Annotated in this window: 13 protein-coding genes; 8 read left to right on the forward strand and 5 right to left on the reverse strand. The window is 70.8% G+C overall.

From position 1 onward, the window contains the following. Positions 1 to 53 precede the first annotated feature (53 nt). The 4 genes from AB0L91_RS09670 to AB0L91_RS09685 all read right to left on the reverse strand — a co-directional run bounded on the left by AB0L91_RS09670 (position 54) and on the right by AB0L91_RS09685 (position 2,992). Entirely contained in the window at positions 54 to 941 is an 888-nt protein-coding gene (locus AB0L91_RS09670) for an RNA polymerase sigma-70 factor (RefSeq protein ID WP_365008670.1), read from the reverse strand. A 123-nt stretch (positions 942 to 1,064) separates the two neighbouring features. Continuing rightward, positions 1,065 to 1,934, reverse strand: coding sequence for a phosphatidylcholine/phosphatidylserine synthase (locus tag AB0L91_RS09675; RefSeq protein WP_355274344.1), 870 nt, complete (start codon positions 1,932 to 1,934; stop codon positions 1,065 to 1,067). After that, positions 1,931 to 2,644: a phosphatidylserine decarboxylase gene (locus AB0L91_RS09680; protein WP_365008671.1), complete on the reverse strand. Its 714-nt coding sequence runs from the start codon at positions 2,642 to 2,644 to the stop codon at positions 1,931 to 1,933. Before AB0L91_RS09680 ends, AB0L91_RS09675 begins: the two co-directional genes overlap by 4 nt. 75 nt (positions 2,645 to 2,719) lie before the next feature. Beyond that, a complete protein-coding gene (locus AB0L91_RS09685; RefSeq protein ID WP_355274349.1) occupies positions 2,720 to 2,992 on the reverse strand; it encodes a GlsB/YeaQ/YmgE family stress response membrane protein in 273 nt (90 codons plus the stop codon). Positions 2,993 to 3,231: 239 nt separating this feature from the next. On the opposite strand from AB0L91_RS09685, the gene AB0L91_RS09690 reads away from it, so the two are divergent. From AB0L91_RS09690 to AB0L91_RS09710, 5 genes are all read left to right on the forward strand, one after another. Next, complete coding sequence (locus AB0L91_RS09690) at positions 3,232 to 4,260, forward strand: beta-ketoacyl-ACP synthase III (RefSeq protein ID WP_365008674.1); 1,029 nt, start codon at positions 3,232 to 3,234, stop codon at positions 4,258 to 4,260. A gap of 191 nt (positions 4,261 to 4,451) precedes the next feature. Next, positions 4,452 to 4,631 carry a hypothetical protein gene (locus AB0L91_RS09695; protein ID WP_355274354.1) on the forward strand — a complete coding sequence of 60 codons (180 nt, stop codon included), beginning with the start codon at positions 4,452 to 4,454 and terminating at the stop codon, positions 4,629 to 4,631. A 46-nt stretch (positions 4,632 to 4,677) separates the two neighbouring features. Beyond that, positions 4,678 to 6,345, forward strand: coding sequence for an FAD-dependent oxidoreductase (locus AB0L91_RS09700; protein WP_357342369.1), 1,668 nt, complete (start codon positions 4,678 to 4,680; stop codon positions 6,343 to 6,345). Positions 6,346 to 6,358: 13 nt separating this feature from the next. Then, positions 6,359 to 7,828, forward strand: coding sequence for an ATP-binding protein (locus AB0L91_RS09705; protein ID WP_357342367.1), 1,470 nt, complete (start codon positions 6,359 to 6,361; stop codon positions 7,826 to 7,828). Next, positions 7,828 to 8,181, forward strand: coding sequence for a UBP-type zinc finger domain-containing protein (locus tag AB0L91_RS09710; RefSeq protein ID WP_355274360.1), 354 nt, complete (start codon positions 7,828 to 7,830; stop codon positions 8,179 to 8,181). The genes AB0L91_RS09705 and AB0L91_RS09710 overlap by 1 nt, the downstream gene beginning before the upstream one ends. A gap of 6 nt (positions 8,182 to 8,187) precedes the next feature. Here the strand turns inward: AB0L91_RS09710 and AB0L91_RS09715 are convergent, their stop codons facing one another. Further along, positions 8,188 to 8,586 (reverse strand): hypothetical protein, encoded by a 399-nt coding sequence (locus AB0L91_RS09715; RefSeq protein ID WP_357342364.1) that lies wholly within the window; start codon positions 8,584 to 8,586, stop codon positions 8,188 to 8,190. A gap of 173 nt (positions 8,587 to 8,759) precedes the next feature. Between AB0L91_RS09715 and AB0L91_RS09720 the strand changes: the two genes are divergently transcribed. The 3 genes from AB0L91_RS09720 (at position 8,760) to AB0L91_RS09730 (ending at position 13,627) form a co-directional block, all read left to right on the forward strand. Further along, positions 8,760 to 10,964: an AAA family ATPase gene (locus AB0L91_RS09720; protein ID WP_365008681.1), complete on the forward strand. Its 2,205-nt coding sequence runs from the start codon at positions 8,760 to 8,762 to the stop codon at positions 10,962 to 10,964. A gap of 62 nt (positions 10,965 to 11,026) precedes the next feature. After that, on the forward strand, positions 11,027 to 12,292 hold the full coding sequence (locus AB0L91_RS09725; RefSeq protein ID WP_365008683.1) for a hypothetical protein: 1,266 nt from the start codon (positions 11,027 to 11,029) through the stop codon (positions 12,290 to 12,292). A 63-nt stretch (positions 12,293 to 12,355) separates the two neighbouring features. Further along, positions 12,356 to 13,627, forward strand: coding sequence for a hypothetical protein (locus tag AB0L91_RS09730; protein WP_365008686.1), 1,272 nt, complete (start codon positions 12,356 to 12,358; stop codon positions 13,625 to 13,627). Positions 13,628 to 13,634: the final 7 nt, after the last annotated feature.

The following is a 13,634-nucleotide window of genomic DNA, read 5'->3' on the forward strand; positions in this document are numbered from 1 at the left end:
CCTCCAGACCGGACAGCCCGCGATTTCCTGACAGGTCGAGGACGTGATCCGGGTCACGCCTCGGCAGCGACCAGAAAGCCCAGCTTGTCGGGATTGACGACGATGCGGATCGCGTCGACCCGGCCGTCGGCGTCGAGCTCGAAGAGCATGACCGAGCTCGCGACGACCCCGTCCGCGCGCACCACCAGCGCGGGTTCGCCGTTGATCTCGTCGACCGAGAACGAGCTCGCCGGGGTGAGGAACTTGTTCAGGCCGACGAGGTAGCGCGCGACCGGATCGCCGCCGTGCACCGGGCGCCGGGCCGCGGTGATCTTGCCGCCGCCGTCGGCGGTGGAGACCACGTCGTCGGCGAGCAGCGCGCGCAGGGCGGTGAGGTCACCGGTCGAGGCGGCGAGCAGGAACCGGTCGATCAGCGTGCGGGCGTGCGCGGCGGGCACGGCGAAGCGCTGCTTGCCCGTGCGCACCCGCCCACTCGCGCGGTGCAGGATCTGCTGGGAGTTGGCCTCGGTGAGGTCGAGCATCGCGGCGATCTCGGCGTGCGGGTAGCCGAACGCCTCGCGCAGCACGAAGACCGCGCGCTCGATCGGGCTGAGCCGTTCCATCGCGGTGAGCAGGGCCAGCGAGATCGACTCGCGGGCCTCGACCGTCTCCAGTGGGCCGAGGGCGCCGCGACCGGTCGGGACGGGTTCGGGCAGCCACGGGCCGACGTAGGTCTCGCGGCGGGCGCGGGCGGAGACCAGCGCGGTGCGGCAGAGATTGACCGTGACGGTGGTCAGCCAGGCTTCGGTGTTGCCGATCTCGGCGCGGTCGGCGGCGGCCCAGCGCAGATACACCTCCTGCACCACGTCCTCGGCCTCACCGGCGGCGCCGAACATGCGATACGCGAGCGCGAACAATCGCGCCCGGTGCCCGAGGAACTCCTCGACCTCGTCGGAATCCACGCTTCCCCCTTCATCTCCGCCGCCATGGCGACGCACCCACCGATGCCGGATTCGGCGCGGTATCCCGCTCCCCGGATACCGCGCCGACAGCCGACAACCTCGCGGCCCGCGGGCCGCCGAAACTCAGTCCCGCGGACGACGCAACCGCAACCGGGCCGACCCGCGGATCGCCGGACGCCGGATCTGCGGGATCCGGCTCTGCGCGCGCCGCTGAGCCCGCCGCTCGGACGGCTTGTGCTGCCAGGTCTCCGGCCGCGCCGCGACCCAGCGCGCCGAGCGCCAGGCGAACGGGATGTGCGCCAGGTAGAGGCCGACCAGGATGAGCAGCAGCACGATCGGGTAGGTCACCAGCAGGGCGGCGGCCAGCGCCACCAGCACCAGCAGACCCGCGGCCGCCTGCGGGGCGACCGAGACCGACTTCATCGCCAGCGTCGGGATGGTGCTCACGCACAGCAGCGCGGCGAAGATCGTCCACGCGGCGACGAAGGCGAAGCCGTCCCACCAGCCGTCCCCGAACTGCACCTTCAGCGCGATCGGGACCAGGGCGATCAGCGCGCCCGCCGGCGCGGGCACGCCGACGAAGTACTCACGCGCCCAGTTCGGGCGGGAATCGTCGTCGAGCAGGGTGTTGAAGCGGGCCAGGCGCAGCACCAGGCTCACCGCGTACAGCAGGGCGACGATCCAGCCCGCGCTGTAGCCGTCGAGCAGGGTGACATAGAGGACCAGCGCGGGCGCCACACCGAAGGAGATCGCGTCGGAGAGCGAGTCCAGTTCGGCGCCCATCTTGCTGGTCGCGTCGAGCATCCTGGCCAGCCTGCCGTCGAGGGTGTCGAGCACGGCGGCGGCGCCGACCATGGCCAGCGCCACGTCCAGCTCGCCGTCGAGCCCGAACTTCACCGCGGACAGCCCGGCGCACAGCGCGAGGATGGTGACGACGCTCGGCAGCAACCGCACCGAGCGCGGGCGCTTGCGGCGGGCGGCCTGTTCGATCATCCCAGCACAGCCAGGACTGTTTCGGCCCCGATCGTGCGCTGGCCGGGGGCGACCAGCAATTCGGTGCCCACCGGGAAGTACGTGTCGACCCGCGAGCCGAACCGGATCAGGCCGTAGGTGTCGCCGATGGTGAGCACGTCGCCCGCGCGCGCGTCGCAGACGATGCGCCGCGCGAGCAGACCGGCGATCTGCACGACCACGACCTGCTTGCCGTCGGCGGTGTCGATCACCATGCTGTTGCGCTCGTTGGCGTCGCTGGCCTCGGGCAGGTCGGCCGAGAGGAACTTGCCCGGCTGATGCAGCACCTCGCGCACGGTCCCGGACACCGGGACGCGCTGCACGTGCACATCGAGGACCGACAGGAAGATGCTGACGCGCGGCAGCGGCTGATCGCCCAGGCCGAGCTCGGCGGGCGGCACCGCGGTGTCGACGAGAGCGACCTCACCGTCGGCGGGCGCGACGACGACGCCCACCCGGTTCGGCGGCACCCGGTGCGGATGCCGGAAGAACGCGGCGCAGGCGGCAGCGGCGGCGAGACCGGCCCGGCGCACCCATTTGTTCCGTCCGCCGACGACCGCGACCGCGAGCGGCGCCGCGACGAACGGCAGACCGGCGGGGTGTAGCGGAGGTACAGCGGCCCGCACCAGGTCGACGACATGGCCGACGCCGGTGGTTTCGGGCGTGCCGGGCGGAGTGGGGCGGCGTGCCACAGGCTCCCTCTTTCGTGGTGTGACGACAACGCAAGCGTTCACACCTTACGGGAACCCCGCCGCATCCACCCGTGGTCAGTGTGCCGCTTTACGCCCTGTGAACAGCTTCACCAGGAACAGCAGGACGCAGGCGCCCGCCAGACAGGTGAAGAAACTGAAGATCCAGCCCGCCCCCTCGACATCGACGCCGAAGAGACTGAGGACGAATCCGCCGAGCAGACCCCCGACGACGCCGACGACGATGTTGAGCAGGATGCCCTGCTGCGCGTCGGTCTTCATGAACTTGCTCGCAATCCAACCGGCGAGGCCGCCGATGATGATCCAACTGATTATCCCGAGTCCAAGCATGGTGTCCTCGTTCCCTCGATGGGTCGGCGAGCAATCGCCTTGTCTCCAAGGTATACCCCGGACCAGTTGTGACATAAGACACGAATCGGCCGAGCGAACGCGCTAATATGAGGAAGCCTCATGTCTGCCCGTTCACATGTTGTCCACGCGGGAGTCATGGGCGATGAGCGACGGATTTCGATGCTTCGGGTACACCCAGCGGTGCGACCGCAGGTTGACAGGTACATAGGAGACGCAACATGGCTGCTCGAATCGCCCAGACGACTGGGGCTGAGCACACCGCGATTCTCGGGTTGGGCGTCTACCGCCCGGCTCGGGTGGTCACGAACGACGAGGTCGCGGGGCCGATCGACTCGAGCGACGAGTGGATCCGCACCAGATCGGGGATCAAGACCCGGCGCTTCGCCTCGGCCGAGGAAACCATCCAGACCATGAGCGTCGCCGCCTCGCGCGACGCCCTGGCCGCGGCGGGCATGGCGGCCGACGAGGTCGACTGCGTCATCGTCGCGACGTCGACCCATCTGCTGCTCACCCCGGCCATCGGACCGCAGATCGCCACCGAACTCGGCATGACCGGCGCCGCCGCCTTCGACATCTCGGCGGGCTGCGCCGGGTTCTGTCACGCCCTGGCGCTGGCCTCGGATCTCGTGCGCGCGGGTACCTCGAAGAACGCGCTGGTGATCGGCGTGGAGAAGCTGACCGACACGGTCGACTTCACCGATCGCTCGACGGCGTTCCTGTTCGCCGACGGCGCGGGCGCGGTCGTCGTCGGCCCGGCCGAGGACCAGGGCATCGGCCCGACCGTCTGGGGTTCGGACGGCACCCAGCACCACGCCATCCGGCAGAACAAGGACTGGATGGAGTTCTTCGCCGAGATCGACGAGAAGGGCACCGACGCGGTGCGCCCCTACCTCGCGATGGAGGGCACCGCGGTGTTCCGCTGGGCGGCGCACTCACTGGAGAAGGTCTGCCGGGACGCGATCGACCGGGCCGGTCTCACCACCGAGGACCTGAACGCGATGATCCCGCACCAGGCCAACGGCCGGATCATCGAGATCATGGCCAGGGTGCTCCACCTGCCCGCGGACTGCGCGCTGGCCAACGACATCGAGGACTCCGGCAACACCTCGGCAGCGTCGATCCCGCTGGCCATGGAGGCGCTACTACGCAAGGGCGAGTCGAAGCCGGGCGACACCGCCCTGCTGATCGCCTTCGGCGCCGGACTGTCCTACGCCGCACAGGTTGTCACGCTGCCCGACTGGCGCTAGCCCGACCAGCAACTTCGCCCACCGCGACGGTGGTCTGCCCCCGCGCAGGCCACCGAGCGGTGGGCTCGCCGTGTCCACGCTGTCCCGCTTGCACCAACTCGGACATGCTGGCAAACTCTTCGCTAATCGCCGTTGCTGATCGACGATGCTCAGCTCCCAGCGTTCCCGTCGTCAACTCGAGGTGATCGGCCGTGAAAATGCGCTCCTTCCTGCCACGCAGGCACACCAACGACGTCCCGCTGCTGCCGACCATCGAGCCGGAGGACGGCTCCGCGCTGCGCGCCGCCCTCACCCGCCGCAAACGCGACGAACGCCTCGAACGCCTGCTCACCCCCAGCGAACTGGATCTGGTGCTGCACAACCAGCTCTGACCGCGCGCGACGGCGCGGCACCGCCGCGGAGGGGGATACTTCTCTGGTGAGCACTCCAGCGGTAACCAAACCGGCCATTCTGAGCGTCGACGACGATCCCGGGGTCTCCCGGGCGGTGGTGCGTGATCTGCGCCGCCGCTACGGCGCGGACTACCGGATCCTGCGGGCCGAGTCGGGACCGCAGGCGCTCGAGGCGCTGCGGGAGATGAAACTGCGCGGCCAGCCGGTCGCGGTGCTGATCGCCGACTACCGGATGCCGGGCATGGACGGCATCGAATTCCTGGAGCAGGCGATGGACCTGCATCCCTACGCGCGCCGCGTCCTGCTGACCGCCTACGCCGACACCAACGCCGCGATCGACGCGATCAACGTCATCGATCTGGACCACTACCTGCTCAAGCCGTGGGACCCGCCGGAGGAGAAGCTCTACCCGGTGCTCGACGGCCTGCTCGACGCCTGGCGCAGTGCCGAGCAGCGCCCGGTGCACGAGACGAAGGTGGTCGGCGATCGCTGGTCGCCGCGCTCTTCGCAGGTGCGGGAGTTCCTGGCGCGCAACCAGCTGCCGTATCGCTGGTACCCGGTCGACGAGCCGGAAGGCGCGCGGCTGCTCGAGGCGGCGGGCGCCGATCCGCTGGCCTGTCCGGTGGTGATCACCGCGGCGGGCACCGCCCTGATCCAGCCCAGCGACAGCGAACTCGCCGAGAACGTCGGCCTGACCGTGCAACCCAGCGGTGACTTCTACGACCTGATCGTGGTCGGTGGCGGCCCGGCCGGGCTCGGCGCCGCCGTCTACGGCGCGTCCGAGGGACTGCGCACGGTGCTGGTGGAACGCACCGCGACCGGCGGCCAGGCCGGGCAGAGTTCGCGGATCGAGAACTACCTGGGCTTTCCCGACGGCTTGTCCGGCGCGCAGCTGGCCGACCGGGCACGGCGGCAGGCCACCAAGTTCGGCGCGGAGATCATCACCACCCGCGATGTCGTCGGGCTCGAGGTCAACGGCTCGGCGCGCACGGTGCGCTTCGCCGACGGCGGCACGCTGTGCGCGCACACGGTGCTGATCGCGACCGGCGTCGACTACCGGCGTCATCCGGCCCCCGGCGTCGACGAATTCACCGGTCGCGGCGTGTACTACGGCTCGGCGATGACCGAGGCGGCCGAGTGCGCCGAGCAGGACGTCTACATCGTCGGCGGCGCCAACTCCGCCGGGCAGGCCGCGGTGTTCCTGTCGCGCAACGCCCGTCGCGTGCACATCGTGGTCCGCGGCGACGCGCTGGAGAAATCGATGTCGCACTACCTGATCCAGCAGATCGCGCAGATCCCGAACATCGTGGTGCACACCGAGACCGAGGTGGTCGGCGTCGACGGCGACGATCACCTGGAGCGGATCGTGCTGCGCGACAACCGCAACGGCACCGAGGACAAGGTCGAGGCGCAGCGGTTGTTCCTGTTCATCGGCGCCGCGCCGCAGACCGGCTGGCTCGACGGCGTCGTCACCCGCGACAACGCGGGCTACGTGGTGGCCGGACCCGACCTGATGGTCGACGGCGCCCGCCCGCCGGGCTGGGAACTGCCCCGGCCACCGCATCACCTGGAGACCAGCGTCCCCGGCGTCTTCGTGGCAGGCGACGTGCACGCCGAATCGGCCAAGCGGGTCGCCTCCGCGGTCGGCGAAGGCGCCATGGCGGTCATGCTCGTCCACCGGTATCTGGCATGAGAGGACAGCGCGAATGACCGACAGCATGCTGATCTGCGATCCGAACGAACTGCGCACCCTGTTCCTGTTCGAGAAGCTCGACGACGACCAGCTCGCGCAGCTGTGCGAGGCGGGCCGGATCGAGTACATCGACCCGGGCCCGGTCTACCGCGAGGGCGAGCCGGCGACCTGCTTCTACGTGCTGATCGACGGCGCGGTGCGGCTGACGAAGCTGTCCGGCGGCATCGAGATCGAGATCAACCGCACCGACCACCGCGGCGTGTACGCGGGCGCCTGGATGGCTTACCTCGGCGACAAGGTGAGCCAGGACTACGCGGGCTCGATGTACGTCGAGCGGCGCTCGCGGTTCCTGGTGCTGGCGGCCGCCGATTTCGCGCGGATGGTCAAGGACTGGTTCCCGATGGCGGTGCACCTGCTCGAGGGCGCGTTCTACGGCGGGCAGAAGTCCAGCCAGCGGATCGCCGAGCGGGAGCGGCTGCTCGCGCTCGGTTCGCTCTCGGCCGGGCTCACCCACGAGCTCAACAACCCGGCCGCCGCCGCGGTGCGGGCCACCGCGGGCCTGCGCGAACGCGTCGCGGGCATGCGGCACAAGCTCAAGATGATGGCCACCGGCAAGTTCCCGCCCGAGGCGCTGGTGCACCTGGTCGACCTGCAGGAACAGGCGGCCGAGCGGGTCGCCAAGGCCCCCGATCTGTCACCGCTGGAGGCCGCCGACCGGGAGGACGCGCTCGCCGACTGGTTCGACGACCACGGCATCGCCGACGGCTGGAACCTGGCGCCGACCTTCGTCCAGGCCGGCCTGGACATCGACTGGCTCGAGGGCGTGCACGCGACCCTGGAGGCGTGCCAGGCGCAGGTCTTCGAGGGCGCGATCCGCTGGCTGAACTACACCATCGAGACCGAGCTGCTGATGAACGAGATCGGCGACTCGACGGCCCGCATCTCCACCCTGGTCGGCGCGGCCAAGCAGTACTCGCAGATGGACCGCGCGCCCTACCAGGTGGTCGACCTGCACGAGCTGCTCGATTCCACGCTGGTGATGCTCAACCGCAAGCTCGGCGACGGCGTCCAGGTGGTCAAGGACTACGACCGCGCGCTGCCGCCGGTCCCCTGCTTCGCCGCCGAACTCAACCAGGTGTGGACCAACCTGATCGACAACGCGGTCTACGCGATGGGCGGCGCCGGCACCCTGACGGTGCGCACCTACAAGGAGAACGATTGCGCCGTCGTCGAGATCGGCGACACCGGGCCCGGCATCGCGCCCGAGGCCAAGGGCCGGATCTTCGAGCCGTTCTTCACCACCAAACCGGTCGGTGACGGCACCGGACTCGGCCTCGACATCTCGTTCCGGATCGTGGTCAACAAGCACAACGGCGACATCCGGGTCGAATCCGAACCGGGCGACACCCGTTTCATCGTCCGCCTGCCGCTCGATCCCCAGGCGGACAACGACAGCACCCCGTCGAACACAGGAGATCAGTGATGGCCGAAGAGTTCGAAGGTATCGATACCAGCGTCCCGCCGAGTGGCGCCGGTTGTCAGGAGTGCGACGCCGCGCGGGGCTGGTGGGTGCATCTGCGCCGCTGCGCCGAATGCGGGCACGTCGGCTGCTGTGACAGCTCGCCCAGCCAGCACGCGTCGAAGCACTTCGCCTCGACCGGGCATCCGTTCATGCAGAGCTACGAGCCCGGCGAGGACTGGTTCTACAACTTCACCACCAGCGAGATGTACAGCGGTGGTCCCGAACTCGCGGCGCCGACCAGTCACCCGATCGGCCAGTCCGTGCCTGGACCGGCCGACCGGGTGCCCGCGAACTGGCAGTCACTGGTCCACTGAGCAGCGCTACGGCGTGATCCCGGCGGCCTCGGCGACGGTCTTGTCGGCGTTGCCCGGCGCGAGGCAGACCAGCTTCGCGGTACCGAGTGCCACATTCGGGCTGCCCTCGAAGGGGCTGCCCGGGTTGGCCGCCAGGATCTGCTCGATCGCCTGCTTCTCACCGTCGGTGTCGAGTTCCTTGAACTGACCGCAGGTGATCTTCGCGCCGGTGGCGGCGGCGGTGGGTGCGGCGCTCGACGTCGTCGTCGCGCCCGCCTTGGTCGTGGTGGTGGCACTCGCGCTCGCGCTCGAGGTCGGTGTGCCCTTGCGCAGCCCGCTCGCGTCGGCGGTGTCGTCGGAACCGCATCCGGCCACCGTCAAGCACAACGCCCCAGCAGCCAGGACGACGAGGGAGATTCGATTCATCTGCAGCTTTCCCCGGTGGATCGCGGCGCCGGCACCTCCGGCGCGTCCGGTGCAGCGTACCGGCTGGTTGCGGTGGTTCGTCATGTCAGCCACTTTCGCCCCTCGACCTTGCGGTCTGCCAAAGGATCGCTCATCGCCGGAGCGAATTCGCCGGGACGCGGCAGAATGGCACAGTGGCTGAACTCTCGCTGACCGCCCGGCTCAACCCTTCGGCGGCCGATGCCCGGCGCGGGGTGGTGCGCCTGCACCCCGAGACGTTGACCGCGCTCGGCCTGCGCGAATGGGACGGCATCGGCCTGACCGGCGCCCGCAGGACGGCGGCGGTGGTGGCCAAGGCCCCGGCGGGCACCCCGCCCGGCGTGGCGCTGCTCGACGACGTGACGCTGTCGAATGTGGGGCTGCGGGAGAACGCCGCGGTGACGGTCGCGCCGGTGACGGTCTACGGCGCCAAGCAGATCTCGCTGAGCGGATCGGCGCACGCGACGGCCAGTATTCCGGCGGCCACGCTGCGCCAGGCCCTGCTCGGCAAGGTCGTGACGGTGGGCGACACGGTGTCGCTGCTGCCGCGCGATCTCGGCCCCGACATCAGCTCGGCGGCCGCCACCCAGGCGCTCTCGCGCGCCTTCGGCATCGCCTGGACCACCGAGCTGCTCACCGTCACCGCGATCGATCCGATGCCGGGACCGGTGAGCGTGCAACCCAATTCGGCCGTCGGCTGGGGCCGGGGCCCGGCCGCGATCATGCACGCGATGGAACGCGACGCCGATCCGGGCCAGAACGGCCTGCCCTCGGACGTGGTGTCGGTGAGTTCGGGCAGCGCGCCGATCCAGGTGGAGGAACTGGCCGGGGTGCAGGGGCAGGCGGCCAAGCTGTCGGAGTGGCTGAGCCTGGCCCTCGACGAGCCAGAGCTGCTGAAAACGCTGGGGGCACCGGCGCATCTGGGTGTGCTGGTCACCGGACCGGCCGGGGTCGGCAAGGCGACGCTGGCCAGGGCGGTGGCGGCGCCGCGCCGGGTGGTGGAGCTCGACGGGCCCAGTGTCGGCGCGATGGAGAGCGGCAGCAGGCTGCGCGAGGTCGCCGAGGCCGTCGGTGACGTCGCCTCGGGTCAGGGCGGCATCCTGCTGATCACCGATATCGACGCGCTGCTGCCCGCCGAAGCCGAGCCGGTCGCCACGCTCGTCCTCGATCAGCTGCGCGCCGCGATGCGCGCGCCGTGCGTCGCCCTGCTGGCCACCACCGCCCATCCGGCACAGGTGGATTCGCGCCTGCGCGCGCCGGATCTGTGCGATCGCGAACTCGCCCTGCCGCTGCCGACGGCGGTGGTCCGGCGCGCGCTGCTCGAACAGCTGCTGCGCAAGGTGCCCGCCGGCACGCTCGACCTGGATCTGATCGCCGCACGCACACCGGGTTTCGTCGTGGCCGACCTGGCCGCGCTGTGCCGGGAGGCCGCGGTGCGCGCGGCCGGGCGGGCCAGCCGGGAGCAGACCGAGCCCGAACTCGCGCAGGACGATCTGATCGGCGCGCTCGACGTCATCCGGCCGCTGTCGCGTTCGGGGACCGAGGAATTGGCGATCGGCTCGCTCGACCTCGACGACGTCGGCGACATGGTGGAGACCAAGCAGGCGCTCACCGAGGCGGTGCTGTGGCCGCTGCGGCATCCCGATTCCTTCGCCCGGCTCGGTATCGACCCGCCGCGCGGCGTATTGCTCTACGGTCCGCCCGGCTGCGGCAAGACCTTCCTGGTGCGGGCGCTGGCCGGGACCGGTCAGCTCAGCGTGCACGCGGTGAAAGGCGCCGAGCTGATGGACAAGTGGGTCGGCTCCTCCGAGCGGGCGGTGCGCGAGCTGTTCCAGCGCGCCCGCGATTCGGCGCCGTCGCTGATCTTCCTCGACGAGGTGGACGCGCTGGCGCCACGGCGCGGGCAGAGCAGCGACTCCGGGGTCTCCGATCGGGTGGTCGCCGCACTGCTCACCGAGCTCGACGGCGTGGAACCGCTGCGCGATGTGGTGGTCCTCGGCGCGACGAACCGGCCCGAGCTGATCGACCCCGCCCTGCTGCGGCCGGGACGGCTGGACCGGCTGGTGTTCGTGCCGCCGCCCGACGCCGCGGCCCGGCTCGACATCCTGCGCACCGCGGGTCGCTCGGTGCCGCTGGCGGCCGACGTCGATCTGGCCGCCCTGGCCGAGGACCTCGACGGCTATTCGGCTGCCGACTGCGCGGCCCTGCTGCGCGAGGCGGCGCTCTCGGCGCTGCGCCGCGATATGGCGGCCGCCGACGTCACCGCCGAGGACGTCGCGACCGCGCGGGCGAGCGTGCGGCCGTCGCTGGATCCCGAACAGGTCGAGTCGCTGCGCCGGTATGCCGAGAGCCGGGCCTGACCGATCCCGAATCGTCGACAACGTCGCAGCTAGACGGGCCTTTCGGCGAGTATCGTCGAACTGTGCCCACGTTCGGGGATGGTGTGGATGCGGTCACGGCGTTCGCAGGTGCCGCGATCGCGGGAATCGCGCTGTTCGTGCCGTTCACCTCCCGCTCCAGCACGGTGATCGACACCCCCTATCAGGTCGCCGGGTGGGCCAACAGCGTTCCCCGCGCGACCACCCTCGGACTCATCGTCGCCGTCGTCGTCGCCGCGCTGATCCGGCCCGGACTCGACTGGCTGGTCGCCGCCTGCGCCGCCGCGGCGCTGGGGTTCAACTACTTCGTCGGCCACACCATGGACTCGGCCGAGGTGCTCACCACCCAGAACTATGTGAACGCGCTGTTCGGCGGCGTGATCTTCGGCGCCCTGTGCCTGTGTTCGCTGCGCTTGCGCTGGGCCGCGGCCGGTTTCGCGCTCGGCTCTGTGGTGGTGTTCGTGTACGGCGAGGTGATCGCGCTGGTCACCGAGAACATGCTGACGACGACGGACCGGGCGGTGCACAGTCCGTCGGGGCTGATCATCGCCGCCGTCGTACTGCTCGCCGTGAACACCGTCCGGCACCGGCACACCATCAAGCCACCCGCCGGGCCGTCGGCCACCGCCGAGCTGCCGATGATCCCGATCGTGGCCGCGACGGTCCTGTCGCTGTCGCTGCTGCTGGCCACCGAATGGCTGCAGCGGGAGTTCGCCGAGGGACCTCAGGGGTTCTGGCGGATCGCGCTCGCGGTGACGGTCACGGTCGTCGCCGCGTTCGTCGCGGCCACCCTGCTGCCCGGCCGCGACGGTGCGGGGGTGCTGGTCGCCGTCAGCCTGGCGGCCGCGGGCGACTCGGTCATCGACGGCCCGAGCCTGGGCTGGAAGATCGTGCTCGTGCTCGGCGCGGCGGCGGCGGGCATCCTGGCCGGGCAGCGGTGGGCCTCGCCGTGGGCCGCGCTGTGTTTTGTCGCCGCCATCTGCGTGTTCGTCACGTTCTCCGCCCGCCTGCCGTGGACGTTCGCCTGGACGGCAGGCGCGCTGGCGCTGGCCGTGGTCGCCGGGTACGTGTTCGGCTCGATCCGGGTCGCCCACGGGCCCAGCGCCGTGCTCGGCCTCGGCGCGGTGTACCTGCCGTCGATCCTGTGGTCGATTCCCACCGGTCTGCGGAACTGGCCGACCGGCGCCGCCCCGGTGTCCGAAGCCACGGCGGGCCGGGTCGCGCTGGCCATCACGATCGGCGGCGCGGCCGCGCTGCTGGTGCTGTACCGGATCCGGTCGGACGAGCCGGCGCCCACCGCCACGCCCTAGCCGTACCGGCGATCCGATCGTGATATCCCAGGTGGGACGGCGTTCACCGGTATCGTCGAAGAGGTGCCCAAGATCCGGGATGGTCTGGACGCGGTGACGGCGTTCGCCGGGGCCGCGGCGGCGGGAATGTCGCTGTTCCTGCCGTTCACCTTCGGCGCCGAGTCGGTCGACTCGCCGTACCGGGTCACCAGCCTGATCAACAGCGTGCCGCGCGCGGCGGCGCTCGGGCTCATCGTCGCCGTCGTCGTGGCGGTGCTGGCCCGGCCGATCACCCGCCCCGGACTGGTCTGGCTGGCCGCCACCTGCGGGGCGCTGGCCCTGGCGATCAACTATTTCGTCGGCCGGACGATGACCTCGACCGACGTGCTCACCACACAGAACTACATCGATTCGCTCTGCGGCGGCGTGCTGTTCGGCGCGCTCGGCATCTGCGCGCTGCGCTTGCGCTGGCCCGCGGTCGGCTTCCTGCTCGGGGTCGTGACGGTGTTCGTCTACGGCGAGGTCGTCGCCGTGTTCAGCTCGAACACCTCGGCCACGGCAAGCAAGTCGGTGCACACCCCGGCCTGGCTGGTGATCGCCGCGGTCGTCCTGCTGACGCTGAACACCCTGCGGCACCGGCACGGCATGATGCCCGGTATCCCCCGCCTCGCCGCCGACCTGCCGATCACCCCGATCGTGGCCGCCACCGTGCTCGCGCTGACGCTGCTGGTCGCCACCGACTGGCTCGATCGCGAATTCGACGACCTGAACGGCAACACCTGGCAGATCACGCTGGCCGTGGTGGTCACCCTGGCCGCCGCCTTCGCCGCCGCCACCCTGCTGCCCGGCCGCGACGGCGCGGGCGTGCTGATCGCGGTCAGCCTGGGCGCCGCGGCCGACTCGCTGGCCGACGCGACGAGTCTCGGCTGGCATCTGCTGCTCGTCCTGCTCGTCGCCACCGCCGCCATCCTGGCCGGGCTGCGCTGGTCGAGCCCGTGGGCCGTGCTGCTCGGCGCGGCCGTGATCTGCCTGTTCGCCACCGTGGCCGAGCGGTTCCCGTGGGCGTTCGCGTGGACGGCGGGTTTGCTCGCGCTGACCGCCGTCGCGGGCTTCGCCGCCGGTTCGCTGCGGGTCGGCTACCTGCCCAGCGCCGTGCTCGGCCTCGGCGCGCTGTACCTGCCGTCGATCCTGTGGTCCATTCCCACCCGGCTGCGGCACTGGCCGACGGGCACGACCTCCGTCGACGAGAGCATTCCCGGCTGGGTCGCGCTGACCATCACGATCGGCGCCGCCGCCGGGCTGGCCGTGCTCTACCGAATCCGGCCCGCCGAAACGGAATCCGCGCCGCGGCGATAGCCGAGCA

The sequence above is a fragment of the Nocardia sp. NPDC051833 genome (assembly GCF_040681225.1).
Classification (GTDB): Bacteria; Actinomycetota; Actinomycetes; order Mycobacteriales; family Mycobacteriaceae; genus Nocardia.

Coding starts and splice junctions, on each gene's coding strand:
- AB0L91_RS09675 (WP_355274344.1), bottom strand. CDS start 1,934: ATGATCGAACAGGCCGCCCGCCGCAAGCGCCCGCGCTCGGTGCGGTTG.
- AB0L91_RS09685 (WP_355274349.1), bottom strand. CDS start 2,992: ATGCTTGGACTCGGGATAATCAGTTGGATCATCATCGGCGGCCTCGCC.
- AB0L91_RS09690 (WP_365008674.1), top strand. CDS start 3,232: ATGGCTGCTCGAATCGCCCAGACGACTGGGGCTGAGCACACCGCGATT.
- AB0L91_RS09705 (WP_357342367.1), top strand. CDS start 6,359: ATGACCGACAGCATGCTGATCTGCGATCCGAACGAACTGCGCACCCTG.
- AB0L91_RS09710 (WP_355274360.1), top strand. CDS start 7,828: ATGGCCGAAGAGTTCGAAGGTATCGATACCAGCGTCCCGCCGAGTGGC.
- AB0L91_RS09715 (WP_357342364.1), bottom strand. CDS start 8,586: ATGAATCGAATCTCCCTCGTCGTCCTGGCTGCTGGGGCGTTGTGCTTG.